Annotated in this window: 24 protein-coding genes; 13 read left to right on the top strand and 11 right to left on the bottom strand. The window is 63.9% G+C overall.

Translation table 11 applies throughout. The features are described from left to right. Positions 1-805: 805 nt before the first annotated feature. The 6 genes from FHS94_RS02470 to FHS94_RS02445 all read right to left on the bottom strand — a co-directional run bounded on the left by FHS94_RS02470 (position 806) and on the right by FHS94_RS02445 (position 5,358). Positions 806-1,174 (bottom strand): hypothetical protein, encoded by a 369-nt coding sequence (locus tag FHS94_RS02470; protein WP_184054236.1) that lies wholly within the window; start codon positions 1,172-1,174, stop codon positions 806-808. Positions 1,175-1,457: 283 nt separating this feature from the next. After that, positions 1,458-2,312 carry a flagellin gene (locus FHS94_RS02465; protein WP_184054234.1) on the bottom strand — a complete coding sequence of 285 codons (855 nt, stop codon included), beginning with the start codon at positions 2,310-2,312 and terminating at the stop codon, positions 1,458-1,460. A 251-nt stretch (positions 2,313-2,563) separates the two neighbouring features. Then, positions 2,564-3,316, bottom strand: coding sequence for a flagellar basal body L-ring protein FlgH (gene flgH / locus FHS94_RS02460; protein ID WP_184054232.1), 753 nt, complete (start codon positions 3,314-3,316; stop codon positions 2,564-2,566). 23 nt (positions 3,317-3,339) lie between these two features. Next, positions 3,340-3,798, bottom strand: coding sequence for a flagellar basal body P-ring formation chaperone FlgA (gene flgA / locus FHS94_RS02455; RefSeq protein ID WP_184054230.1), 459 nt, complete (start codon positions 3,796-3,798; stop codon positions 3,340-3,342). Further along, on the bottom strand, positions 3,795-4,577 hold the full coding sequence (flgG, locus tag FHS94_RS02450; RefSeq protein WP_184054228.1) for a flagellar basal-body rod protein FlgG: 783 nt from the start codon (positions 4,575-4,577) through the stop codon (positions 3,795-3,797). The genes flgA and flgG overlap by 4 nt, the downstream gene beginning before the upstream one ends. A 37-nt stretch (positions 4,578-4,614) precedes the next feature. Further along, complete coding sequence (locus FHS94_RS02445; RefSeq protein WP_184054226.1) at positions 4,615-5,358, bottom strand: flagellar hook-basal body complex protein; 744 nt, start codon at positions 5,356-5,358, stop codon at positions 4,615-4,617. A 72-nt stretch (positions 5,359-5,430) separates the two neighbouring features. Here FHS94_RS02445 and FHS94_RS02440 point away from each other — a divergent pair, with 72 nt between their 5' ends. Genes FHS94_RS02440 through FHS94_RS02425 form a run of 4 tightly spaced genes read left to right on the top strand, consistent with a single transcriptional unit; the run spans position 5,431 to position 7,995 of the window. Further along, the gene (locus FHS94_RS02440) at positions 5,431-6,051 is read left to right on the top strand and encodes a flagellar basal body-associated FliL family protein (protein WP_184054224.1); all 621 of its coding nucleotides are present in this window, start codon (positions 5,431-5,433) and stop codon (positions 6,049-6,051) included. Then, positions 6,048-7,064, top strand: coding sequence for a flagellar motor switch protein FliM (gene fliM, locus FHS94_RS02435; protein ID WP_184054222.1), 1,017 nt, complete (start codon positions 6,048-6,050; stop codon positions 7,062-7,064). Before FHS94_RS02440 ends, fliM begins: the two co-directional genes overlap by 4 nt. Next, the gene (locus FHS94_RS02430; protein ID WP_184054220.1) at positions 7,061-7,441 is read left to right on the top strand and encodes a DUF6468 domain-containing protein; all 381 of its coding nucleotides are present in this window, start codon (positions 7,061-7,063) and stop codon (positions 7,439-7,441) included. The genes fliM and FHS94_RS02430 overlap by 4 nt, the downstream gene beginning before the upstream one ends. After that, complete coding sequence (locus FHS94_RS02425) at positions 7,438-7,995, top strand: MotE family protein (RefSeq protein ID WP_184054218.1); 558 nt, start codon at positions 7,438-7,440, stop codon at positions 7,993-7,995. Before FHS94_RS02430 ends, FHS94_RS02425 begins: the two co-directional genes overlap by 4 nt. A gap of 655 nt (positions 7,996-8,650) precedes the next feature. Here the strand turns inward: FHS94_RS02425 and FHS94_RS02420 are convergent. Then, positions 8,651-9,043, bottom strand: coding sequence for a hypothetical protein (locus FHS94_RS02420; RefSeq protein WP_184054216.1), 393 nt, complete (start codon positions 9,041-9,043; stop codon positions 8,651-8,653). 88 nt (positions 9,044-9,131) lie between these two features. Between FHS94_RS02420 and FHS94_RS02415 the strand changes: the two genes are divergently transcribed. Together FHS94_RS02415 and FHS94_RS02410 are read left to right on the top strand one after the other, a co-directional pair. After that, positions 9,132-9,383, top strand: a complete 252-nt coding sequence (locus FHS94_RS02415; RefSeq protein ID WP_184054214.1) for a hypothetical protein — start codon at positions 9,132-9,134, stop codon at positions 9,381-9,383. After that, complete coding sequence (locus FHS94_RS02410) at positions 9,383-11,254, top strand: hypothetical protein (protein ID WP_221234468.1); 1,872 nt, start codon at positions 9,383-9,385, stop codon at positions 11,252-11,254. Before FHS94_RS02415 ends, FHS94_RS02410 begins: the two co-directional genes overlap by 1 nt. Positions 11,255-11,365: 111 nt before the next feature. Here the strand turns inward: FHS94_RS02410 and FHS94_RS02405 are convergent, their stop codons facing one another. The 3 genes from FHS94_RS02405 to FHS94_RS02395 are packed head-to-tail and all read right to left on the bottom strand — an operon-like array spanning position 11,366 to position 15,731. Next, complete coding sequence (locus FHS94_RS02405; RefSeq protein ID WP_184054212.1) at positions 11,366-12,271, bottom strand: flagellin N-terminal helical domain-containing protein; 906 nt, start codon at positions 12,269-12,271, stop codon at positions 11,366-11,368. A gap of 11 nt (positions 12,272-12,282) precedes the next feature. After that, the gene (locus FHS94_RS02400) at positions 12,283-14,382 is read right to left on the bottom strand and encodes a FlgK family flagellar hook-associated protein (protein ID WP_184054210.1); all 2,100 of its coding nucleotides are present in this window, start codon (positions 14,380-14,382) and stop codon (positions 12,283-12,285) included. A 50-nt stretch (positions 14,383-14,432) separates the two neighbouring features. Next, the gene (locus tag FHS94_RS02395) at positions 14,433-15,731 is read right to left on the bottom strand and encodes a flagellar hook protein FlgE (RefSeq protein WP_184054208.1); all 1,299 of its coding nucleotides are present in this window, start codon (positions 15,729-15,731) and stop codon (positions 14,433-14,435) included. 195 nt (positions 15,732-15,926) lie between these two features. Between FHS94_RS02395 and FHS94_RS02390 the strand changes: the two genes are divergently transcribed. The 7 genes from FHS94_RS02390 (at position 15,927) to FHS94_RS02360 (ending at position 22,074) form a co-directional block, all read left to right on the top strand. Continuing rightward, entirely contained in the window at positions 15,927-16,334 is a 408-nt protein-coding gene (locus tag FHS94_RS02390) for a flagellar biosynthesis repressor FlbT (protein WP_184054206.1), read from the top strand. 13 nt (positions 16,335-16,347) lie between these two features. Next, positions 16,348-17,673 (top strand): flagellar protein export ATPase FliI, encoded by a 1,326-nt coding sequence (gene fliI / locus FHS94_RS02385; protein ID WP_184054204.1) that lies wholly within the window; start codon positions 16,348-16,350, stop codon positions 17,671-17,673. Beyond that, the gene (locus FHS94_RS02380; protein WP_184054202.1) at positions 17,670-18,122 is read left to right on the top strand and encodes a hypothetical protein; all 453 of its coding nucleotides are present in this window, start codon (positions 17,670-17,672) and stop codon (positions 18,120-18,122) included. The genes fliI and FHS94_RS02380 overlap by 4 nt, the downstream gene beginning before the upstream one ends. Next, complete coding sequence (locus tag FHS94_RS02375) at positions 18,119-19,087, top strand: peptidoglycan-binding protein (RefSeq protein ID WP_184054200.1); 969 nt, start codon at positions 18,119-18,121, stop codon at positions 19,085-19,087. The genes FHS94_RS02380 and FHS94_RS02375 overlap by 4 nt, the downstream gene beginning before the upstream one ends. A gap of 343 nt (positions 19,088-19,430) precedes the next feature. Further along, complete coding sequence (locus FHS94_RS02370) at positions 19,431-20,489, top strand: sigma factor-like helix-turn-helix DNA-binding protein (RefSeq protein WP_184054198.1); 1,059 nt, start codon at positions 19,431-19,433, stop codon at positions 20,487-20,489. Between the two features lie 99 nt (positions 20,490-20,588). Then, entirely contained in the window at positions 20,589-21,104 is a 516-nt protein-coding gene (locus tag FHS94_RS02365) for a hypothetical protein (RefSeq protein WP_184054196.1), read from the top strand. 256 nt (positions 21,105-21,360) lie between these two features. After that, positions 21,361-22,074: a response regulator transcription factor gene (locus FHS94_RS02360; protein ID WP_184054194.1), complete on the top strand. Its 714-nt coding sequence runs from the start codon at positions 21,361-21,363 to the stop codon at positions 22,072-22,074. Positions 22,075-22,137: 63 nt separating this feature from the next. Here FHS94_RS02360 and flaF read toward each other — a convergent pair whose 3' ends face one another. Then, a complete protein-coding gene (flaF, locus tag FHS94_RS02355; RefSeq protein WP_184054192.1) occupies positions 22,138-22,497 on the bottom strand; it encodes a flagellar biosynthesis regulator FlaF in 360 nt (119 codons plus the stop codon). Between the last annotated feature and the right edge of the window lie 88 nt (positions 22,498-22,585).

The following is a 22,585-nucleotide window of genomic DNA, read 5'->3' as shown; positions in this document are numbered from 1 at the left end:
CGCCGCCAGCCGCCGGGGAGCCCGACGATGGTGTCGCAGAAGCGACCCTCGGCAGCCGATTGTCGCTTCTGACAAGCTTAGCAGAGATAAGCCTTCGCCAATGCCGGGCTCGATGTCCCTGGCGAGAGGCGGCCTGGGCCAGTTGGCAGTGAGGCGCCTGCGAGCAGTCGCTTCGCGATAGCCATGTTACTTGCTCTCGCCGGCGCCCGTTCGCCGCCCTCGGCCTGCGCCCACGCATGCCGAGCCACGGCGCCGTTTCCGCATCTGCCAGATAAAATTTCGAGCATATACCGCTGGTCAGACGCTCGGCCGCCCGCGTTACATCACTCGCAATTCGAGGATGAGCTACGCGCCTGCAAAAGTCGCATGATCCATGACGGTTCTGGGTCCAGCGCTTGCACCCGCCAAGCCGTATCAACAAAGGAACGAGGGCAAGCAGGGAACCTGCGGGCTTGGCGTTGGCGATGTCGTCTGAGCCTGGATACAAGCCACCCTATCCCTGGTGAGTGATCCTGTCGCGAGATGAGCAACAGCGGACGTGGGCTGCAGCTGGGATTTGCCGTCGGCAGGCCCATGACATCTTGGATCGAACAGCCCGGTGTATCACGGGTACCGTATAGTGCTGCCGAAGTTCGCCGCGACGCCGACGTTTCGTGAATTGATTTGCGACGCGCTGCCCTCTGCCCAGCCGACGCTCTTGAGTCATCCTGCTGCAGCCCAACCAAGCACCCTTGTGTTGTCGCTGAACCGGTAAAGCCTGACGCTGTCGCGGGTTCAGGCCTTAGGAAGCCTGAACCTCGACGTTCTAAACCGTCGTTTGCCGGCTTGAGGGCAGCAGCTCGCCGCGCCCCACACATGGCGTCCCCTGGTTGCTAGCCTGACGGTCTAGCGCACGGACGTGCGCCAGCACCAGGCAGAGCTCAGCGTAAAGCCTGTCCCAGAAGGTCGCTGGTACTTGGAATGGGCGTTCCAGCCCGGCCTGGATCAAGGCGATCGCTGGCCGTGGAGCGCGTGCGAGCCGGATGCGGGTGGTGCATTCGCCATCGGTACATTCATCGGGCAGGTCCTGGTCGCCGGCGACGCGGGCAGCCATGATGTACCCCCACAACAGCTCCACGCCATAAACGTCGAGCACCGCGCGCGCGCTACCGCGAAGGTTGGGTCGTTCCAGCACGACCCTCCCACCCTGCGGCTGAGACTCGATGGCAATTCTTAGGCGACCGCCCAGTGAATCGGTGATCTCCCTGACCCTTGCGAACAACAACGCCTCCTCTTTGTTTCATTATAGGAGGTGCGCAGTGCCCAAGGCCTGCCCGGACAAGGAAAAGGTAAGAAAGGCTTCACCATCGCCTGGACTGACGATCCAGCCGTACGCAAAGAAGCCGGAACGGTTTCCCGTTCCGGCTTCCAAGTGCGACCCCACCCGGGTTGGGGATGCGGGCGGGGCCCGCATGCCCTTAACGGAAGAGCGAAGTGATCGACTGAGGCGCCTGGTTGGCGATCGACAGAGCCTGCACACCAAGCTGCTGCTTGACCTGCAGAGCCTGCAGCTTCGCCGACTCCTTGGCGAGGTCGGCGTCGACCATGTTGCCGATACCAGCCTCGATCACGTCGCTCAGCTTGCTGTTGAAGCTCAGCTGACCGTCGATCTTGCGCGACGCAGAACCCAGATCGCTGAGGCTCGACCGGACTTCCCCGGCAAAGGTCTTCAGCGTTCCCATCAGGGTGTCGGCTTCTGCACCGCTAGCCAGGGTGATGTCTGCGCCAACTGCCTTACCAAAACCGGTCGCCGCCTTCGCGGTGTAGTCCTGGTTGGCAACCGTCAGGGTGCCCGAAGCTCCGGTCGACGACAGCGACTGCAGCGCGGAAACCTTGCCGGAGTCGGTGGTGTCGCCCTTCAGCAGGTTGGTGCCGTTGAAGCTGGAGGACTCGATGACCGTCTCGACCTGCTGCTTGAGAGCATTCAGGTCCTTCGTGATCGCCGCCCGGCTGTTGCTGTCGATGCCGGTGTCCGACGCTTCCTTCGCCTTGGACTGCATCTGGTTGAGCAGGTCGGAAACCTGCTCGGCACCAGCAACGGCCACATCGGTGGTGCTCTTCGCACGGTTGAGCGACGAGCTCACCGCCGACAGTTCACCCATGTCGCCACGCAGCTTCTGCGCAACAGTGTACTTGGCCGAGTCATCCTTGGTCGAGCTTACGTTCAGGCCGGTGTTGATGCGGCTCTGAACCTGGGCCAGACCCTTGGTCGTGCTGTTCAGGCTCTGGAGAGCTGCCATCGCGCCGACGTTGGTGTTGACTGACATTGCCATGGTAATTTCCTTCTGGATTGTAAACCGCTTCTGCGGTCATGGGCCAGATCGCTGGCCCTCGACCGGCCGCCCCTGCGGCCTGTGATTACATCATGGGAAGAAAATCGACCGGGTGAGCGTATTGCGCACTTTTTTTGTTAGTTAACAGGCAGTTAACTACGATTAAGCCTTTCCGACCTGCCAAACGAGATCGGGCGCCGCGGGGTGTCCCGCGGCGCCCGACATGGCATATGACTGGCCTGGGGTGGGCCTCAGAACGGAAACAGCGCGTCGTAGATCTGCTGCCCCCAGCGTGCCTGCTGCGCGCTGCTAAGCTGCCCTCTCCCACCATAGCTGATCCGCGCTTCCGCAATCTGGCTGTGAAGAATCGAGTTGTTTCGCGCGATGTCCTGCGGACGAACGACGCCCGTCACGATCAGCTCCCGCAGCTCAAAGTTCACCCGAACCTCCTGCCGCCCGCGGATCACAAGATTACCGTTCGGCAAAACGTTCGTGACGATCGCCGACATGGTCATGTTGATCGTTTCGCTTCGGCTGATGTTGCCGCCGCCGCTGCTCTTGGAATCGGAACTGGTGTTGGCAAGGTTGGCGCCATTACCCGGCAGGAGCTTTTCCAGCCCCAGCAGCGACGCGACACTGGCATTCTCAGACCCCGTTCGCGTGCGAGAGCTGCTGTTGCCAACCTCCGCCCGGTCGGCGACGTTGATACGGATCGTCAAAATGTCGCCGACGCGGGACGCGCGCTGGTCGCTCAGGAACGACCCGGCGCCCGCCCGGAACAGCGATGCGCTGGGTGCCTGCACCACTCCCGCAGGAGTAGCCGTCTCCCGCCGCTGGGCAGAGCCGGACTCGCCAAGCGAACGTTCCAGAAAGGGCGCCTCGACCTGACCGACCTCCGTCAGCGGCGGTGCCTTGCCCACTGCCTTAAGGCGCCCCACCGCACCGCAACCGGACAAAGTGGCGGCCGACGCAGTGACAAGCGCCAGGGCAACGATCTTCTTCATGGGATAACTACTCCGCTGAACGGTCAAGGCGCGACGACGCGCACGGCGTCCGGCCCGTCAACGACACCGTCGAGGGTGCGATTGGTGGAGGTGGTGACCACGCGGACATGGTCCCCGGCGCCGGCACTCGCCAGCGCGCGTCCCTGTGTGGCAATCGACAGTCCGCCCGAACGGATGGTGATGGAAACGGGCTCCCCGCGCCGGACCAGCCGGGGGGCGACCACGTCGGTCGGCCGCAACACCGTGCCTGCCGGCAACGTGCGCGCTGCCTCCCGCCCAATCGCGTCGGCAACGGCGAGAGCATTGCGGGCCTGCGCCGCCGAACGCTCTTCGTCGGTGAAGTCATCCCGCCCCAGCACCTCTCCGCGAGGTACGGCGCGGGCCAGCACGGGGACTTCCACAACGGCAGCGCGCGCCTGTGCGACAGCTGGCACAGGCGCCAGTCCGACCGCCAGCGCCGCAATGACGGCGAAACGGCTCAACGCAGCTGACTCGTTGTGGACAGCATCTCGTCCGCCGTTTTCACGACGCGGCTGTTCATCTCATAAGCGCGCTGCGCAGTGATGAGCGCGGTGATCTCGGCAACCGGATTGACGTTCGACGCTTCAACAAAGCCCTGCTGCAGCGTGCCCAGCCCAGGATCACCCGGCGAGGCCACGGTCGCTTGGCCCGATGACGCGGTTTCCAGGAACAGGTTTCCGCCCTGCGCTTCCAGCCCGGCTTCGTTCACGAAGGTTGCGAGTTGAAGCTGGCCAACCGTCTGCATCTCGGGCGCGCCAGCGGTCTTGATCTGCACTTGTCCGGTCTTGGAGATGGACACGTCCACTGCGTCCTGCGGGACCGTGATGCCGGGCTGGACCGGATAACCGTCTGGCGTGACGATCTCACCCTGGTCGGACAGCTGAAACGCACCGTCGCGGGTGTAAGCGGTCTCGCCGCTCGGCATGGTGACCTGGAAATAGCCGCGGCCCTGGATGCCAAGGTCGTAGCGGTTATCGGTCTGCTGCAGAGCGCCTTGCTCGTTGATGCGGTAGATTCCGCCGGTCTTAACGCCCAGGCCGATCTGGATGCCGGTCGGCACCTTTGTGTCAGGGCCGGTCGAGGCACCTGGCCGCGACACGTTCTGATAAAGAAGGTCCTGGAACTCGGCCCGCTGGCGCTTGAAGCCGGTCGTGTTCATGTTCGCGATGTTGTGCGAGATGGTGTCGACGTTGGTCTGTTGGGCCAGCATGCCGGTGCTGGCAGTGGATAGACAGCGCATGGCTTACCTTTCGATTGGATGGGTGAAGTTATGAGGATCAGGTGAAGCGGCCGAGCCGGTCGATTGCGTTCTTGCGCATGTCGGACAGGCTCTGGTTCATTTGCACGCTGGTCTGATAAGCGCGCAGGATCTCAACCATCGAAGTAGTCTCGACGATCGGTTGCACGTTGGAGCTCTCGATACCGCCTGAGCGAAGCTTGGTTTCCGAACTCGCCAGCTCGCGACCGTTTTGCGCATCGAAAAGGCCATCACCGCGTGGATCCACGCCGCGTTCGTCGTCGAACACGGTTACCGCAATGCGACCCAGCGGACCGCTTCGCCCCATCACCGTGCCGTCAGCGATGACGGTCAATCCAGCCTGCTCCTCTGGAGGCACGTTGATGGGCTTGCCGCCCTCGCCCAGAAGGCGCTGGCCGCCGGCTGTTATCAGGTCGCCGCTGTCCGACACCTTCATATAGCCTGCGCGCGTATAGGCCGTGCCGCCCTCAGGCGTTTCCACGGCCAAGTAACCCGGTCCGTCGATCATCACGTCGAGCGGGTTGCCGGTCGCTTCGAAGCTGCCGGCGGCCGTGTCGTGGATCTGGCCGAAATCGAGCACGAACGAGGTCTGCTTGGCGTCAGGCACCATCGCCTTGTCGGCCCGCTCAACAAATTCGCGGAAAACAGGCTGCTCGCGCTTGAAGCCAGCCGTGCTCATGTTCGCCATGTTGTTGGCCGCCACGTCCAGCTTTCGCCGAAGCGCCTGTTCGTGGCTCAGCAGCACATAGGAGGAGATGTCCATCCGGAGCCTTCTGGAAAAATTCGTTTTCGCTGCGACTAGGCAAAAACTGCCCGCTCGCCCCTCTATAATAGAATGGAAATCGCGGGGCGGGTTCGCTCCGGAGCAAAATCAACGGCCTGCAGCGCAGGTGGCGAAAGAGGCGAAGACGCAGTGGCGAAAGACAAGCAAGTCAGCACGGACGTGGTTGGCGGGGCCGCAGATGCCGCCGAAGCCAAGCCGAACAAGCGCAAGCGGATGATCATCGCTGCCGCGGCCGGCGTATTGCTGCTCGGCGGCGGCGGCGGCGCCTATGCGTTCATGGGTGGCAAGGACGCCGAGGCCGCCGACACCGCCGAGGCTGACCATGGTGAAGCCGCCAAGGAGGAAGGCGGCCATGGCGAAGGGGGCGCCGACCAGTTCGTCGACGTGCCAGCCATGGTCGTCAATCTGCGCAATGCAGATGGCGGGACCCACTTCATCAAGCTGCATTTCATGCTGGTCCCTGGCGCAAAGGCTACGCCCGACACACTGACCGGCAAACTGCCGCTGCTCCTGGATGCCTATCAACCATTCCTTCGCGAGCTTCGACCCGAGGATCTGGCGGGCTCCGCCGCGGTGTTTCGCATCAAGGAAGAGATGCTGGTTCGCGCCAACTCCACGCTGGGCACCGGCTATGTGAAAGACGTTCTCATTCAGGACCTTGTTCAGCAATGAGCGACGACTTCGACGATTTCGCCTTGCCCGATCCGCCGGTGATGGCGATGGGCAGCGATGCGACTTTCGACCAGGCGGGCATTGACGCACTGTTCGGCGATCTGAGTGCTCCGACACCCACAAAGGTCGGCGTAAAGGCGGTTATCGAGTCCAACGTCATCAGCCACGAACGGCTGCCGATGCTGGAAGTCGTCTATGACCGCATGGTCCGCACTTTTGCGACCTCCATGCGCAATCTGACATCGGACGCGATCGACGTCAGCCTGGAGGAGATCAGCACCATTCGCTTCGGCGACTTCATGAGCCGGGTGATGCTGCCGGCCATGATTGGCGTGTTCAGGGTCGAGGAATGGGAAAACTATGGCCTGATATCGGTCGACTCCGGCCTGATCTACGCAGTTGTAGATGCCTTGCTGGGCGGCCGCCGCAGCGCGGCGCCGCTGGTGATCGATGGGCGCGGTTTCACCAGCATCGAGACGGGCCTGGTCGCCCGGATGCTTGAGCTCGCGTTGTCGGACATGAGCGCGGCAATGATGCCGATCACGCCCAACACCATGAAGCTGGAGCGGATCGAGACCAGCCCCCGCTTCGCCGCGATTGCCACCCCGACCAATATCTGCGCGGTGGCGACGTTCCGCGTCGACATGGAGGGCCGCGGCGGCAAGTTCAGCGTGCTGCTGCCCTATGCCACGATCGAGCCGGTGCGCCATCAGCTTGGCCAGCGGTTCATGGGTGAGAAGTTCGCGGGCGACAATGTATGGGAAGCGCATATGGCGTCGGAGATCCGCAACACCCAAGTCATGGTGGACGTGGTGATGGGCGAGGAGTTGCTGACGCTTCAGCAGATCAGCGAGTTCAAGGTCGGCGACACGGTTACTCTTCACCAAAGCCCCAATGACGCACTCAAACTTCAATGCGGCGGTGTTACTTTGGGCCGCGCTCATATCGGCCAGCGCCGCAACAACATCGCAATCCGCCTTGTCGCGGACCTTGCCAAGGAAATCCGGGCATGAATTTCGCCGTGATCACCAACATCCTCACCATGGCACTGTGCATCGCCGTGCTGGTACAGAGCGTTCGCATGATGCGGTCGCTGAAAGCTGTAAAGGAAGGCGCGCTGACCGATGTAGTCACTGCCCTTGACCGATCCACTGTTCAGGCGCGTTCCGTCCTGTCGGAGCTAAAGGCAGCTTTGGTGGAGTGTGCCGGGAACGCCCGCGTTCTAAACGAGGGCAAGAGCATGGCCGACGAGCTGGGCGTGATGATCGAGATCGCGAACAACACCGCCGAACGTCTTGTACAGGCAGCCGCCGACGCCAATCGGGCCAGCATCGCAGACGGCGCTGAAGCCGACGCGGATGCCAGTGAAGACGCAAAGGTGGCGGCATGATCGGTCGACCCTCGCTCCTGGCGCTCACCGCCGCTGTCGCGGCAGCCTCGGCCATTGCCAATGGGGTCAGCGCGGCATCTCCAACGGACGCCGGCATTGAAGCGTCGCAGACGCGGCTAGGCGTCGCTATAGACCACGACCTCGACTCTCGCGATCGTGCGGCCGCCCAGCGCAATCGTGCGCTTGACCTTCGCGAGCAGGCGACGCGCGCTGCCGAAGCACGCCTGAAAGCCGATCTCGATGCCCGGCAACAGGCAAACGCGGCCGCCGCTCAACCCCAGAGCCGCAGCAACAACCGCGCGGAAGAACAAACGGACCAGTTCGATGACCTGGCGCGCATCTATCAGGCGATGAAGCCCGCCCAGGCAGCGGTCGTATTTGAGCGTCTCGACCTTTATGTTCAGATGAAGGTGGCGCAGAAAATGCGCGAGCGTTCCACCGCCATGATCCTGGGTGCGATGACACCGAAGGGCGCTGCGGCGTTGAGCATGGCGTTGGCACGGCGCGGGGCGGTCTCGTCACCGCCGCCGCGTCAAATCGCAGCTCGCCCCTGACCTGGGCATTGGTGCACGTCGCCTGAACTCCGGCCTTGAAAGCGAGCAGGGGCCGGTCAGCCATGCAACTCAGCGCAATGGCATATGAGGGGCCGGCCAAGCAGCCCTCTCCGCGCGCGGGCTGGCCATCGGTGAAGGGGCGCGGCGCAACATCGTTCAGCGTACGCTTCCCTGACCAGGCCCGCCCGGCGCACCGCTGACGGGCAACGGTTGCGGCCTGAACTGTCGGCAAATCTCCTCCCGCGCTACACCGTGGCTGGACTAAACGCTTCGCGTCGTCAGCTAAGGCACTTTGGCGACTGAGGGATCGCGCGGTTTGTTGTTAGTCATAACGACGGTCCCATGCACGTAACCGGTGATCCAGGACGGCCTGAATCCAGGCGGGTTCGCTTGATGGCGCCGCAACACTGCCAGCAATTCGCAGAGTGCTGGCAAGTGCGGCGACATCGGCCCGACTCTCATCATGCGCTCGTTCGCGAGCTTCGACCTGATGCCAAAAATGGTTGGAGCGCGCGGCTGTGCAGGGATGCGATTGCGCCCGCGAAGTGAGGCACCGGTGGGGAAACGCGACTTTAGATAGCTCCGCTGCGCTGCGGTGGAACGGCCGGGACTTGGCTCACGCCGGATCGCACACCAACACCTGCCCCATGAACAATCAGGCGCGGACCGCCATCACCTTGACCAGCAGCACGCGCGCTACCCGGGGGTCTTGCGCCTTCAACGCAGCCGTCATGTCCGATGCAAGCCGGCCCGCATCGACCGGCATCATGGGCGAAGCATAAAGTCGCGCGAACTCGATGCCCGCGCTGAGCGATGCGGCACGCAGAAGCGGAGCCTTTGCTGTCAGCTCATGCGCGGCGGCCTCGTCCTTTGCCTCGATGACGATCTGGTACCGCAAGATACCGTCGGTGCGCGTGCCATCGACGATCGGTACGCTCATCTCATCCATCGTGACCAGATGCACGCCGCTGTCGCCCCCGGAGGCAAACGCGGTTGCAGTCGGCACGACCAGCGAGGAAGCTAGGGCAAGACGGACAAGGTTTCGCATCAATGGCTCCGGCAACTCTGCACGGGCGCCGAACCAACGGGCGCCTTTCCTCTATAATAGAAGAATAGTCTTCTTTTCGGGACAAATGATGAGCCAGGATCAGAAACCCGGACGCATGCGCGTCGTCAGCGGCGGCACCATTGCTGCCGCGCCCGTGCCCCAGCGCCGGCGGGGCGATGGCGCTAATGCGGTCACAGTAGCAAATGAGGGCGGGCGTGTAGCCGCCCCGGCCGGCGCGGTGCCCGCCCGGACCGGAAGGGCGGGGCTGATGCTCGCCATTTTGTTCCTGGCGAGTTGCGCAATCGGCGGGGCGGCGCTGCCGCTGCTGGGCCTGCTGTAATGGCGAAGATTGAACCTATTCTCCTGCTGGTCGCTGCCGTCATGCCAGCGGGACATGCAACGCCAGCGGACGTGCGGACCGCCGCCGTCCAGTCGTCAAGCGATGCCTTCTCCAACGTTGCGCCGACCACAATGGCAGTTGCGTCCGCACCGGCGTCAGCCCACGCTCGCTTTCCCGGATTCGCCGCCCAGCTTGCCGAGCAGCCCACGCTTTCGGGGCCAAACGCCTGGCCCGTTCTGACCTATGACAAAGCGTGGTCGGCGCTTGCCAGCGCTGCGTCCGACGGGCGGCAGCAAGCGCGCTGGAACTATGTCCGCAGTCTGATCGGGCAGGGTCTGGGCGCGGAAGCGCTCAGCGTGCTTGACGTGATGAAGAGCGACGATCCCGATCTGGCGCTGGTGGACAGCTGGCAGCTTGCCCGGGGCGCCGCCCTGACTCAGCTCGGTCGCTATGCTGACGCACTGAATGCGCTCGGTGGGGCCGCCCTGACCACCAATGCAGAGGCATGCGCGTGGCGGATGCGAAGCATGGGAGAGGCGGGGCTCGCCGGCCCCGCCCTGTCGCAGGTAAACGGTGCTCTTCCTGCCATAAACGCACGCACCGTTCGGGAGCGCGCTCCCTTTGTTCTTGCCGCGTCGCGCGCAGCGTTGGCCGCCAACATGCCTGCGCAGGCGGTTCAATGGCTCGCCCAGCTCCGCGACCGCGACCCTGCCGCCAATCTCCTTCGGGGCCGCGCCTATCTTGCCCTGGGTAAGATGCAGGAAGCTCGGCTCCGCCTTGACCGCGTGGGCCTGAGCGGCACGGCCGAAGAGCAGATGGACGCGAAGCTTAGCGCGCTTGAAGGCGCGGTCGCCTCCAAGACACTGGCCCCGGCAAGCGCCTTGAAGCAGCTCGACCATATCCGCTTCGCCTGGCGCGGCGGTGATATCGAGAAGCGAGCGCTCCTCATGACAGCTCAGCTCAGCGCCGGTGCGCATTATACCGCTCGGTCGCTGTCGGCCGGTGCCGCATTGTTCCGTTACTTCCGCCTGGGTACGGAAGCGGCCCCGACGCTTGCAGCCCTACGGGCGCAATTCACCGCCTCCCTTGCTCCTGGCAGCGGCGTGCCGCTCGACAAGGCCGCGGGGCTTTATTGGGAGTTCCGCGATCTTGCCCCGGCCGGTGGGGAAGGCGATCTCCTGGTCAACAACCTCGCAAGTCGGTTGCAGGCCGCCGGCCTGTACGCGCGCGCCGCGGAACTGCTGCAATATCAGATGACCGCGCGAGCCCAGGACATCGCGCAAGGGCCGTTGTCGGTCCGGGTTGCCAGCCTGCAGATCCTGGCTGGACGTCCAGACCGGGCGCTGGCTGCCCTGCGCAGCACCAATGGCGTGCTCTATCCCGATCAGATGCTGCAGGACCGCCACCGGATCGAGGCAGTGGCGCTGCACCTGCTCGGCCGCACCAGCGAAGCCCTGGCCGTCCTGGACGACGTGCCGGACGGCAAACGGATCACCGCCGAAATGTTCTGGCAAAAGCACGACTGGAAGAACCTGGTGGCGGCCGGTGAAGCGGACTTGCCCGCGCCGGGAGCCCTGAACGATGTCGAGCAGACGATCGTGCTCCGCCATGCAATCGGACTTGCTATGCTGGGGCAGGAAGGCGGTTTGGCGAAACTGAAGTCACGCTATGCGGTGTCCTTTGCCAGGCTGCCAACTGCGGCAACCTTCAACGTCCTGACCCAGCCGGTAAGCACAATCGACCCGTCGGCTCTGTCCGATGCCATGGCATCGCTGCCGTCCACCAGCCCCGCCGGACAGATCGCGAACCTGCTCGCGGCCGACGCGCCTTCCCCACAACTTGCGTCTGCTTCTCCAAAACCGGCGGGGTGAGCTGACGCTCGCCCCCACCGTTCCGCTCCGCACCCAACAAAAACGCCGGCGCAATCGCGCCGGCGTTTTGCTGTTCAGCTCTGGCCCCGGGATGCTGCCCGGCGTAACTGCTTAGCGCAGATAGTCGGCCAGGCTTAGTCCGGACAGCTTACCGAAAACGACATAGCTCGCCTGCAACACTGCCTGTTGCTGGGCGAGGTCAATCGCTACCTGCCCAAGGTCGGCGTCCTCGTTGCGACCGATGACATCCTGATAGATCAGGCTGCGCTGGTCGGCACGCGTGCCCAGTGTCTCGAGCTGTGCCTGCTTGCGGCCGTTCTCGGCATTGACGCCGCGAATGTTGCCGAGTGCATCGCCGATCTGGCCAATGGCGCTTCTCAATGCCTGTGTTTGGGCCTCAGTCGGCCGATCGCCGAACGTCCCCGCCTCCGCGAGGGTGCGGAACGCGGCCAACATGTCCGTTCCCAGCTCGCTCGCCGTCACTCCGTATTGCACGTCGATCCCGTCGCCGACCCTTGCCGAAGCGCGAACCTGGTCGTTGGTGAAAGCGTTGGAAGGGGCCAGGCCAGCCGTGTCGGCAAGCTTTTCAGGCGTGAACGGCAAACTTGTCTGCGAACCGGAGAAGATCGGTACGCCACCCGCCGTGGCATTCATGCTGGAACGGAACTGGGCAAAGGCCGCGTTGATCGCATCCTGCAACCCCGTCGAGTCCTGGGTGCCGATAGCGGCCGTAGCGCTCTGCTTCAGATCACTCGCCATTGTCTCGATTGCCGAGATGTTGGAGTCATAGATCGACAAGGTCGTCCCGACCTGACTGGCAACCTCGGAATGCGCCTTTTCGCGCGAGACCAGCGAGTGCGCGGACAGGTTCCGCACTGCCTGCGCACCAAGCGAGGCGAAGTCGGGCGCCTTCTTGCCTGTCGACAGCTGGGCCTGGCTGACCGCCAGCTTCTGTTGGGATCGCTGGATCGCGTCCGACATGGATTGCTGAAGCGGGATGGTAGCGATGCGAGTCATGACGCTTCCTTTCAGCCCATCATCGCGATGAGCGTGTCGTACATCTGGGTGGCGGTGGTGATGATGCGCGCAGAGGCCGAATAGCTGTTCTGGAGCACGACCATGTTGGCGAGTTCCTCGTCGATATTGACGCCCGAATAGCTATCGCGGCGGTTCACGGCGTCACTCTGGCGAGCGCTGGCATCCGCCAGGCTTTCCGCCGCACGGCTGGCCTGCGTGCCGGCCTCACCCATTAAGAGGCTGGAAAATCGGTCCAGCGTCGACTTACCATTCTTGCCGAGATCAACCTGGCCGGCCAGCGCGTCAACAAGCGCGGCTGCACCGCGATTATCAGCGGCACCCAACGCCTTGCCGCCTACCGCTACGCCTTCCTGAAGGCGCGCGAGCGGCAGCTTGGACGCATCACCCAGGATATCCCGACGCACGCCCGCGCTCGACAGGCCGCTTTCCGCCCCTGTCAGGCCCATGATGGCTGAGAAAGGCCGGCCCGAGCCATAACGGCTCGTCGAGTCGGACGGAATCGAGAGCGTAGCACCCGGTACGCCCGGGGATGGCTCGAACTGCAGACGTCCCTTTGTGTCCAGCGCGAAGCTGCCAAAGCCGCCCAGCGGACTTTGGTTCAGCCGGTTCACGACGTCACCGAACGTATCGCCACTGGCCGCTGTAAGGGTGAAGCGAGTTACCGCTCGACCTGTTGAGTCGCGCAGCACCAGTTCCGTCGTCTCGCCTGTGCCAAAACCCGTGGGGTCCGCGGCGACGAAGCCAGAGGGCGTCAGCGTGCTTGTTTCGCTGCGTACCAGATCGTTCAGACCGAAATACTGCGAAAAGCCCACGCCACCACGGGCGCTCGGGCTGTTCGGGTCCTGGGAAATCGAAATCCCGTTTCCCGTACCGCTGGCACGGATCGTCAGCTTGCCATCAACAAAGCTGGCCTGGCCTGCCCCGCCCAGCCCCGCGTTGATTGCGGCAACGGCGTCGTCGATAGTTGCGCCGGCGCCGAGTGCGTCGAAGTCCACGCGCGCCTTGGCCACCAGCGTACCATTCGCAGAGGTCACCGCAAATGTTGCCGCTCCGGTAAAGCCTAGCCGGTCGCCCCCGATCAGCGACGTCGTGTTGCCGGTGAGCTCGGCAGGGGCGGGCACGGTGGTTCCGGCATTCGAAACGGCGTTCACCGTTTCTGCAAGGCCGCCAAACAGCACGCCCATTTTTTCGGCAAAGGCGGGCAGGGAGCGGTCGCGCAGGTCCAGCAATCCGCCCAGCCGGCCACCTACCGACGCGGAATCGATCTTGTCGCCCGTTGCCGGTCCTATCTGACCATTCGCTTCTGCAAACCGGATTTCGATGCCCTGGTAGTCGGGCTGTGCGATGCCGCCGCCGGCTGAGGGGTAGGAAAGCTGACGCAACCGGCGGTCTAGAAGCTGCAGGCCAGAGGCAGTTTCAACCGTGACGCGCCCATCCGGCTGGTCACGAACCGACACCTTCATGAGGCCGCCGAGTTCTTCCAACGCCGAATTGCGCTGATCGGCGGGGCCGGCGGTGCTGCGACCAAGGCCTTCAAGGCGCGCGACCTCGTCGTTCAGTCCATGAACCCGCACCAAAAGCGCGTTGATACGGTCGACGCTCTGGCCCACGGCGGACTCGACGTCGCCCCTGAGGGCGGAAACGTCGCTTGAGAGCTGCTGCATGGACCCGATCGCGTCCTGCACATTGTTGGTGAAGCCTGCCACCGCCTGCGCCGAACTCGGGTCGGCCGTCATCGCAATCGCAGACGATCGTATTTCGTCGAGCTGTGCGGGCAGGCCGGAGTCCGCTCCTGGAGCGCCCAGCAGCGCCTGCAATCGGTCGAGATAGGAGGAGGTGACGTCCGCCTGCCCCACATCGCCGGCGCGCTTGTACACCGTGGTTTCCAGAAAGCGGTCCGCCACCCGGCTCGTTTCGCCGACAGTGACGCCGTTGACCTTGCCACCGGAGACGGCAGTGGTGACCGACAGCTTCTGGCGCGCGTAACCCGGCGTGCCGACGTTGGCGATGTTGTTTGACACGGTTCGCAAGCCGGCCTGGGCAGCCCCAAGTCCGGACAAGGCCGATCCGAAGATTTCGTTTAGCGACACGAACCGTTCTTCCTACTCGTGGGCGGGGCCTGGAGGCCCCGCCCTTATCATCAGCGCTTCAGGTTGCTGACTTCCTGCAGCATGTCGTCCACCGTGGTGATGATCTTGGACGACGCGCTGTAGGCCCGCTGAAACCGGATCATGTTGGTGAACTCAGCGGCCAGATCGACCGTGGACGCTTCCAGGTTGTTCGACGAAAGCTTGCCCGCGCCGGCGGCCCCGCCCTCGTTGATCGCCACCAGGCCCGACAGGTCCGACGCGCCATAAGCGTTGCCCGACAGACGGGTCAGCCCATTGGGGTTCGGGAAGGTCGCGACGGGAAGCTGGAACACCTCGCGTGAGGTGCCATCCTCGAACAGCGCGCTGACCCGGCCGGTTTCGGAAACCTGAACGGTGAATGCACCCTGCAGGCCGCCGTCGACGCTGGAGGAGATCAGCGCAGACTCGCTGCCGAACTGCGTCAGGCCGTTGAGGCCGCCATTGTCACCCAGCTGCAGCCGGATCGGGCTGGAGCCTGCACCGTTGGTCCAACCGATGTTCAGCGCGCCGAACAAGGAAGGCGTGCTGTCGGTCAGGTTGAGGCTGCCGTCACCGTTGAAGCGAACCGTGCCACTCGCAACCAGGCCGTTGGTAGCTGTCACGTCGCTGGCGGGGGAGGCATAGACTTCGGCCGCCCACTCGTTCGCGTTGCGCTTGACGAAGCCGACGTTGAGCTGGTGCGCCCCGCCCTGACCGTCATAGACGGTAACTGCGCGGGTGAACTGCGGGGTGGCCGCGCCCGCCGCCATGTCGCCCGCATTGTACGTGCCGCTATAGGTTGCGGTGGTGGACTGAAGGTTCACGCGCATCGCGATCTTGGACGTCGGCGCCGCGGTTCCCGTGAGGTCGCTCAACCGCACCGGCTGGAGCGCGCCCAGGTCGCCAGTGTTGACGTATCCGCCCGCATTATCGAGCTTCCACCCCTGAAGGTAATAGCCGCCCGTGTTGCGGAGATACCCTTCCTTGTCGGCACTGAACGAGCCGGCGCGCGTGAACGAAACGCTGCTGTCCGGGCCGCTGCCGTCGCGCGTCACGAAAAAGCCGCCGCCGTCGATCGCCATGTCGGTCGCATTTGCCGATGCAGAAAGAAGGCCCTGCTGCGAGATCAAGCTGCGGGGTGCCGCCTGAACACCGCCGGCCGAATAGGTCGAGCGCGACTTGCCGTCCGTCACCATGGTGCGGAACTGGGTTTCGACACCTTTGTAGCCGACCGTGTTGATGTTGGTGATGTTGTCCGCGACGCCTGCCATCGCGGCGGCTTCAGCGCTGAGGCCGGACACGCCGGCGTAAAGAGCGGAATAAAGGCTCAACAATGATCTCCCTGCGGGTGATGAGGCCCACCGGCTGTGTCGCCGAGCACGCCCGTCTTTGTTTATTGTAGAGGGGTGGGAGCCGGCCGGACGGAACCGCGTGCAAAAATCAGATCGGCAAATTTTGCCCACCTCGCCCCGCCTCGATCGTCAGTCATTCTATAAGTCGGGAGAGGGCACAGAAAGGCGCCGATGATGACATTGCGTATCTCGCTGAAGGACGGCGAAAAGATGATTGTGAACGGCGCGGTGATGCGCGCCGTGGGTCGCACCGACCTCGTGGTGGAGAACCAGGTCGCGCTGTTGCGTGGTCGCGAAGTAATGTCGCCCGAAGAAGCGGTGACGCCGGCGCGGCGGCTCTATTTCGCTTGCATGCTCGCCTATATCGGCGGTGAAGAGGCTCGCGCAGCACAGCAGAACAACATCGTGAGCCTGCTGGGCGACCTGATCGCTGCGTTGGTCGCGGACGAACCACGCGCCCTCTGCACAGCCATTGCGAGCCGGCTCGCCACCGGTGACTATTACCGCGCACTAACCGAATGCCGCGCCTTGATCACCTATGAAGCGGAGGCTTTGTCCCGCTTGCCGTCCCAGGCAGCCTGAAAGAGGCGTTCCGGTGCAGACCCTCAATTCCGCCGCCCGCACCCTCCGCGCGTTGTCGCCCGATCAGCGCTTTGGCAAGGTCGTGGCGGTACGTGGCGCATTGATCGAGGTAGAGGGCCTGTCCGGGGCCGCCCAGATCGGCTCGCGCGTCCGCATCGGCGCGAGCGGGGACGCGGTGGAGGCGGAGGTGACAGGCCTGGATGGCGGGCTTGCCCAGTGCCTTCCGTTCAGCGATCCGCACGGCTTGTCGTCAGGCACACGCGCGCGGTTGGTAGCAGGTGAGTTTGCCGTACGGCCAAGCGATGCTTGGCTCGGTCGCATGGTTGACGGGCTCGGTCGGCCGGTCGACGGCAAGGGTGTTCTGGCCGCCGGCGCTGAACCACGCCCCATCAAGGCGCCGCCGCCGCTTGCCGCTCATCGCGCGCGGGTTGGGGAAAAGATCGAAACCGGCGTTCGCGCGCTGGACGTGTTTGTGCCCTTGTGCCGCGGCCAGCGGCTTGGCCTGTTCGCCGGATCAGGCGTGGGCAAGTCGGTGCTGCTTTCCATGCTGGCCCGCTGGACCGAATGCGACGTGGCCGTGATCGGCTTGATTGGCGAGCGCGGGCGCGAGGTGCAGGAGTTCGTTGAAGACGACCTGGGTCCCGAAGGACTTGCCCGCAGTGTAGTGGTGGTGGCCACGTCTGACGAGCCCGCGCTGATGCGGCGCCAGGCTGCCTGGACCACCCTCGCAATCGCGGAGCATTTCCGGGACCAGGGGCTCAACGTCCTGTGCCTGATGGACTCGGTCACTCGTTTCGCGATGGCGCAGCGGGAGATCGGCTTGGCCAATGGCGAACCACCCGCGACGAAGGGGTACACCCCCACGGTGTTTGCCGAGCTGCCACGTCTTTTGGAGCGCGCCGGCCCAGGTTTGCCGGGCCAGGGATCCATCACCGGCCTGTTCACCGTTCTGGTCGATGGCGATGACCATAATGAGCCGGTCGCCGACGCCGTGCGCGGCATCTTGGACGGGCACGTCGTTATCACCCGCCGGATCGCTGAACGCGGCCGATATCCCGCCATCGACATTCTGAAGTCCGTATCGCGCACCCTGCCCCATTGTCATTCAACGAGCGAGAACGACACGCGGCTCGCGGCACGTCAATTGCTGTCCACCTATGGCGACATGGAGGAAATGGTACGGCTGGGTGCTTACAAGGCCGGATCCAGCGCAGAGGTGGACGACGCAATTCGTCTCGCGCCCGCAATCGAAACGCTTTTGAAGCAGGGCAAGGGCGATCGCGGCCACGCGGTGGAAACATTCGCCAGGCTTAACGAAATGCTGGAGCCCCAGGCGTGAAGACCCCGTACGACACCGCGCTTCGAGCCCGCCAGCGAGAGGTTGACGACCTGCGCACGACGATCGGGGGCGCTGCTCGCAAGGTGGCCGAAGCAGAGGCCCTTGCCCAGGCGCTCAGCGACACGGTCGCGCGTGAGAAGCGCATTGCCGCCGGTGACCTCGTCTTCTCGCCTGTTGCCTATCTCGCTCGTACGCGGGCAGAGGCCAGGCAGTTGAATGAGACCCGTTGCACGGTCACTGCAGAATTGGATGCACTGCGGCAGCGGGCGATCGAAAGCTATGGTTCGCTGCGCGCGCTGGAAGGCGCGGCCCAGCAATTTCGTGAATCGGCTGAGCGCGACGCGGCCACTGCTGAACAGGCGTCGGTGGATGATTTCGCAGGCGCTCGCTTTGCACGCGCGCTGCATCAGGCACGCCAGGCCCGCGCCCAATCGCAGGACGTCCGATGACTACCATTCGTAAAGAATTGCAGGCGCTGACGCCCCCTCAGCGCGCCGAGCTGATCTACAGCAAGGCGCGCGCAGATCTGTCCAACCGCCTTTGGCGCGCGGCGCTGGGCGACGGTGACGCGGAACAGGCGAACCGTCCTTCCGGGCCAGATGCGGAATCCATGCCGCTCGATTCGCTGCTCGCCCTGTTTGAACCGAATAAGACTGCCTCTGCCGGACCAACCACCGAGCCGACGTTGCAGGCCGCGGTCCCACAACCGGCAGACCTGCCCATCAAGTCGGAATCCGGCTCTTCGGAAGAGGCCGGCAGTCATGCCGCGCCAGTGGGGCTTGGCGCGAACGCCCGGCACGCCGGAACACTAGCGGATGCAGCATCTCGTACAGGTATTCCCGCACCGGCCCTCGCTGCGATCGTGAACGCGGAAGCGGCCAAGGGCGCGGACGGCAGCTGGCTTGCCTTTTCGCGCAATCCTCGATCCAGTGCCGCCGGGTTGGGCCAGTTCCTCAGCAGCACGTGGGAGGGCATGGCCTCCAGCTCGGGCACGTGGCTCAATTCGATCGCCCGCTCGCGCGGATGGATCGGAGATAACGGACATGTTCTACCGTCGGCCCGCTCCTCACTGTTGCAGATGCGCTATGACGCAGAAGCTTCGATCAACACCGTTGCCGACTATGCGCGCCGCAACCTCGACGGCTTGCGCCGTGCGGGCGTCCCGGTCGGCAGCGACGCAACCACGATCGCCCAGAGTGCTTACCTCGGCCATCACTTGGGCCTGGGAGACGCGATCAAGTTCGCCAAGGGCGGGCTGGATCCCGCCCGCGCCCGTCAGCTGTTGTGCGCACAGATCGGCACAACAAAGGCGAGCCAGGAGATCGCCCAAGCCGGCAATGCCAGCGTGGCCCATCGTGCCTGGTATCTGGGCTATGTCAGTCGCCAGCTACGCCCTGACCGATTCGCAGCCTAATTGACCACGGCCACCCCGAATCACTTCGGTCGGGCTCAATCGCCGCTCCTTATTTGACGAACAAAGCGGCGACTCGCGAAAAAACTGGACGATCGACCCGTTGCGGGTGCAATCTCCCTATAACGACATGTGCGACTCAGCTGGCGAAAAGCCAGCGCGATGCCGGGAACAAACGGACACACGGCCCGTTTTGGCTAAGCTTGACCGCTACACCCGGCGTGTAGACCGTCGCGTACGTACATCTACGTACTCAATTCGTGTCATTGCGTTAACCTTTCGGCGTCAAAACGGCCTCATCGAAGCTCGGCGGACTGCTCCGCCTCGCTGGTTGGGGAACCAGAAGATGTCGAAGACCACTGTTGCGTTGGAAGCTGCTGTCGCCGTTGTGATCGAGAACACTCCGGCTGGCGAGGTTCGTCAAACCGTTCGCCAGCGCGCCAACGCCGACAAGGCCTTTGCCCACATCCTCAAGCTCATCGGGCCGCGCATGCGCCACTTCATCCGCCAGTACGGCCTTGCCGCTCACTGGGAGGACGCCGAGCAGTGCTGCGCGATTGGCGTGCATCGTGCCATCCAGGCCTATGAACCCGAAAAGGCGCAGTTCACCACTTTCGTGAACTGGCAGCTCCGCGGCGAACTGCAGAGCCTGCGTTTCCGCCTGATGACGGATCAGCGCCCGTCCGCGAAGAAGGTGGAGGCAACCACTGTTTCGCTCAACGCGATCTCGGCCAATGCAGATGGCGACGAGGGCTCCCTCGAGTCGATGATCGAAGACACGGACGCCCTTGAGCGGACCGAGTCGGCGGCGTCCGACTACTTTGCCGGCGCCGCACGCGCCGCGCTGATCGATCGGTATGTCGAGCATCTGCGCTCGGTTGGCATGGAGCAGTTGAAGCGCCGGGCACGGGCAAAGCGCGCCACTCAGCCTGCTGATCCCAACCTCCCGCGCTTTCGTGGCAGCGCAGCGCTCGATGCCGGGGAGTTGGCCGAACTGGAGGAAAAAGTCGCGCAGCACCGTTCGGTAATCGAGCGTCGCTTGTTCGATGACGCAACGCTGGACGAGGTCGGCAATGACGTCGGCGTAACCAAGGAGCGCGTGCGTCAGATCACCAAGAGCGCGGCAAAGGTCATGGGCGAACTGGCCGCCAGCGACGCTCGTTTCGCCGTCATGGGCAGCACGCATCGCCTGCCGTCCAAGCCGGCCCGCACCCGCAAGCCAGCGGCGTCCCCGATCCTGCTCGCCGCCGATGCTGCCCACAACCAGTTCACCCGCGTGGTGGCTATCGACCCTGCAACCATCGGCGGGCATACGACTATGGATCTCGATCTCGACGTCGACGCCGCGGCGGATCTGCCCGCCCCCTCCGGCTTCGTGATGCGGTCAAAGGTTCTGGTGGACTGATCGCCTCACACGTTCTGGCCCGTTAACTTTTTATTCGGGTGAATGCCCAACTTCCCGCAAACTCTTTCTAGAATGAAAGAGAACAAAGGAAGTTGATCCGTGGGCGACCCCCTCATCCCGTCGCGCCTGTATCTGGCGCACACGTCCCTGCCCGCTCCTGAGCTTTCGCTCGGCGTGCATGCACATGAGGTAGCGGAACTGGGCGCGTGGCTGCTCGCCAGCCGCAGCGCCGCGTTAGCCGCGATCCCGCTGCGTAGCGCAGACCGCGATCCGGCGATGCCGGTGTTGCTGTGGAATGTTGAGGGGGACGTGCAGGGTCCGCTTAGTGAGTCCCTGGCGGACCCACTCTACCCGTTCCGCTCCGTTGTCGGAGCTATCGAGCGGGCTGCCGAGGCATTGCTGCTGACGCTTGAGCCTCGCTGGCCGTGCCGCACGCCACCGCAGGGCCTCGGCGTTGTTACAGACGGCGTTGGAGTGGGCTTCTGCGCGGATGACCCCGACCCACGTTCTCCCGGGTGGGCAGCCCGGCAGAAGCGCGACCGCAACCTCACATACCTTCTTCCATTTGCCCCCGGGCACATCCTGTCCGGGCCAGCCAGGCCACAGCTCGGCTGATCAGGCTGAGTCAAGCCGCTGTCGGCTTGGCGCCGCTCGCTCGTCCGGTCGAGTCACGCAGAACACCGGTTCTCCGCCGGTTGGCTTTCCACGCCTGCGCCTGAGCCCGTCACGCGAAACCGGCCCCGGCGCCCGCTCCAGCCATCCGAGGCTCTGTGGTCAGTTGATCACAATCGATTTATGCTCGCGCGGATCTGGAAGGGCTCGATCGTCAGGCCACCCCCTGAAGCGTCGCGTTGTTCAGGAGGGGAACGCGTTGAAGCTCGAGAGCACGACAGCAAGCCAAGCGGAAACGGCGGACCAGGTCTCACTCGATGGCCGGGTCGCGGAGCTTGCAGGAGAATCTGCTGGCCCGACGCGAAACGTTTACGTCGTCGACGAAGACGAGCAGTTTCGCGCATCGATTGTATCGATGCTGGCCGCGCGCCCCGGTGTCGTCGTGCGTGGCTTCCGCTCAGCGCGCGCCTTCATGGAACAGGCTCACGAATTGGAAGGCGGGATTGTCATTTTAGACGATGAAGCACACCCGACCGGAGCGGCTGACGTGATGCAAGTCCTGGCTCCGTGCGATCACCAGTTCCTGTTTGTCGTAGTCAGTGCGCATTCGACCATCAAAGGAGCAGTTCGGGCCATGAAAGCTGGGGCTTTTGAGTTCCTGGAAAAGCCTTGCGGTTCGGACACGCTGATTAGCACGCTGGAGCCGGGCATGGTTCGCTTTGAGCGAAACCGCCGTGTTGCCATTGCCCGGATCAGGGCCAGCGAGGCTCTGGCGCGACTTTCACCTCGTGAACTGGAGGTGTTGAAGGGCCTGATCGATGGCTGCTCGAGCAAGCAGATCGCGCAGGAGCTGAGCCTCAGCCCTCGCACGATCGAAATTCATCGGGCGAAACTGATGAACAAGCTTGGAGTCGGAAGCATGTCCGAAGCGCTACGCCTCGCCTTCACCGCCGGCCTGCTTCGACGCGTTTAGCGCCTTCTCGCGTCCAGCACGCGATCGGCCCTGGCGCGAGGTCGATGAAAGCGCAGGCCGGGGTCAGGCCGGCGCGTTCTGAGAGCGCAGGCCGTCGATGATCGAGCAATTCACTTCGATCAGCTCCTGAATAGAGTCGCGTCCGGTCACCACATCGCTGGTGAAACGGTCGACCCAAAGCCCGATCGAGATGATGCTGGCGCGCAAGGGGTCGGGCAGCTGGTTTTCCGCTCCTGCACATGCCGTCGTAAAGGCGCCCCACACTTCGCGATTGCGGTGCAGCACCGGCACCAGCGCGGCTCCGCATAGCCCGGAGTCGCGGGCCTTTATCATGTCGCCGGTGATCTGGCTCATGAGACGGTATTCGGTGCCGCGTGGCTGCTCAACCATGGTGCGCGCACGCTGATAGGCATTGAGGGACATGGAACCTCCTTGGATGTCCTGACCCCATTTTAGACGATCGCATCGGAAAGCGGCGCACCCCGCTACATCTTAGTCGCACCAAGCGCCG

The organism is Sphingomonas aerophila, assembly GCF_014199305.1.
Taxonomy (GTDB): Bacteria; Pseudomonadota; Alphaproteobacteria; order Sphingomonadales; family Sphingomonadaceae; genus Sphingomonas; species Sphingomonas aerophila.
Note: the sequence above shows the minus strand (reverse complement) of the source record. Positions and strands in the feature narration are given on the sequence as shown.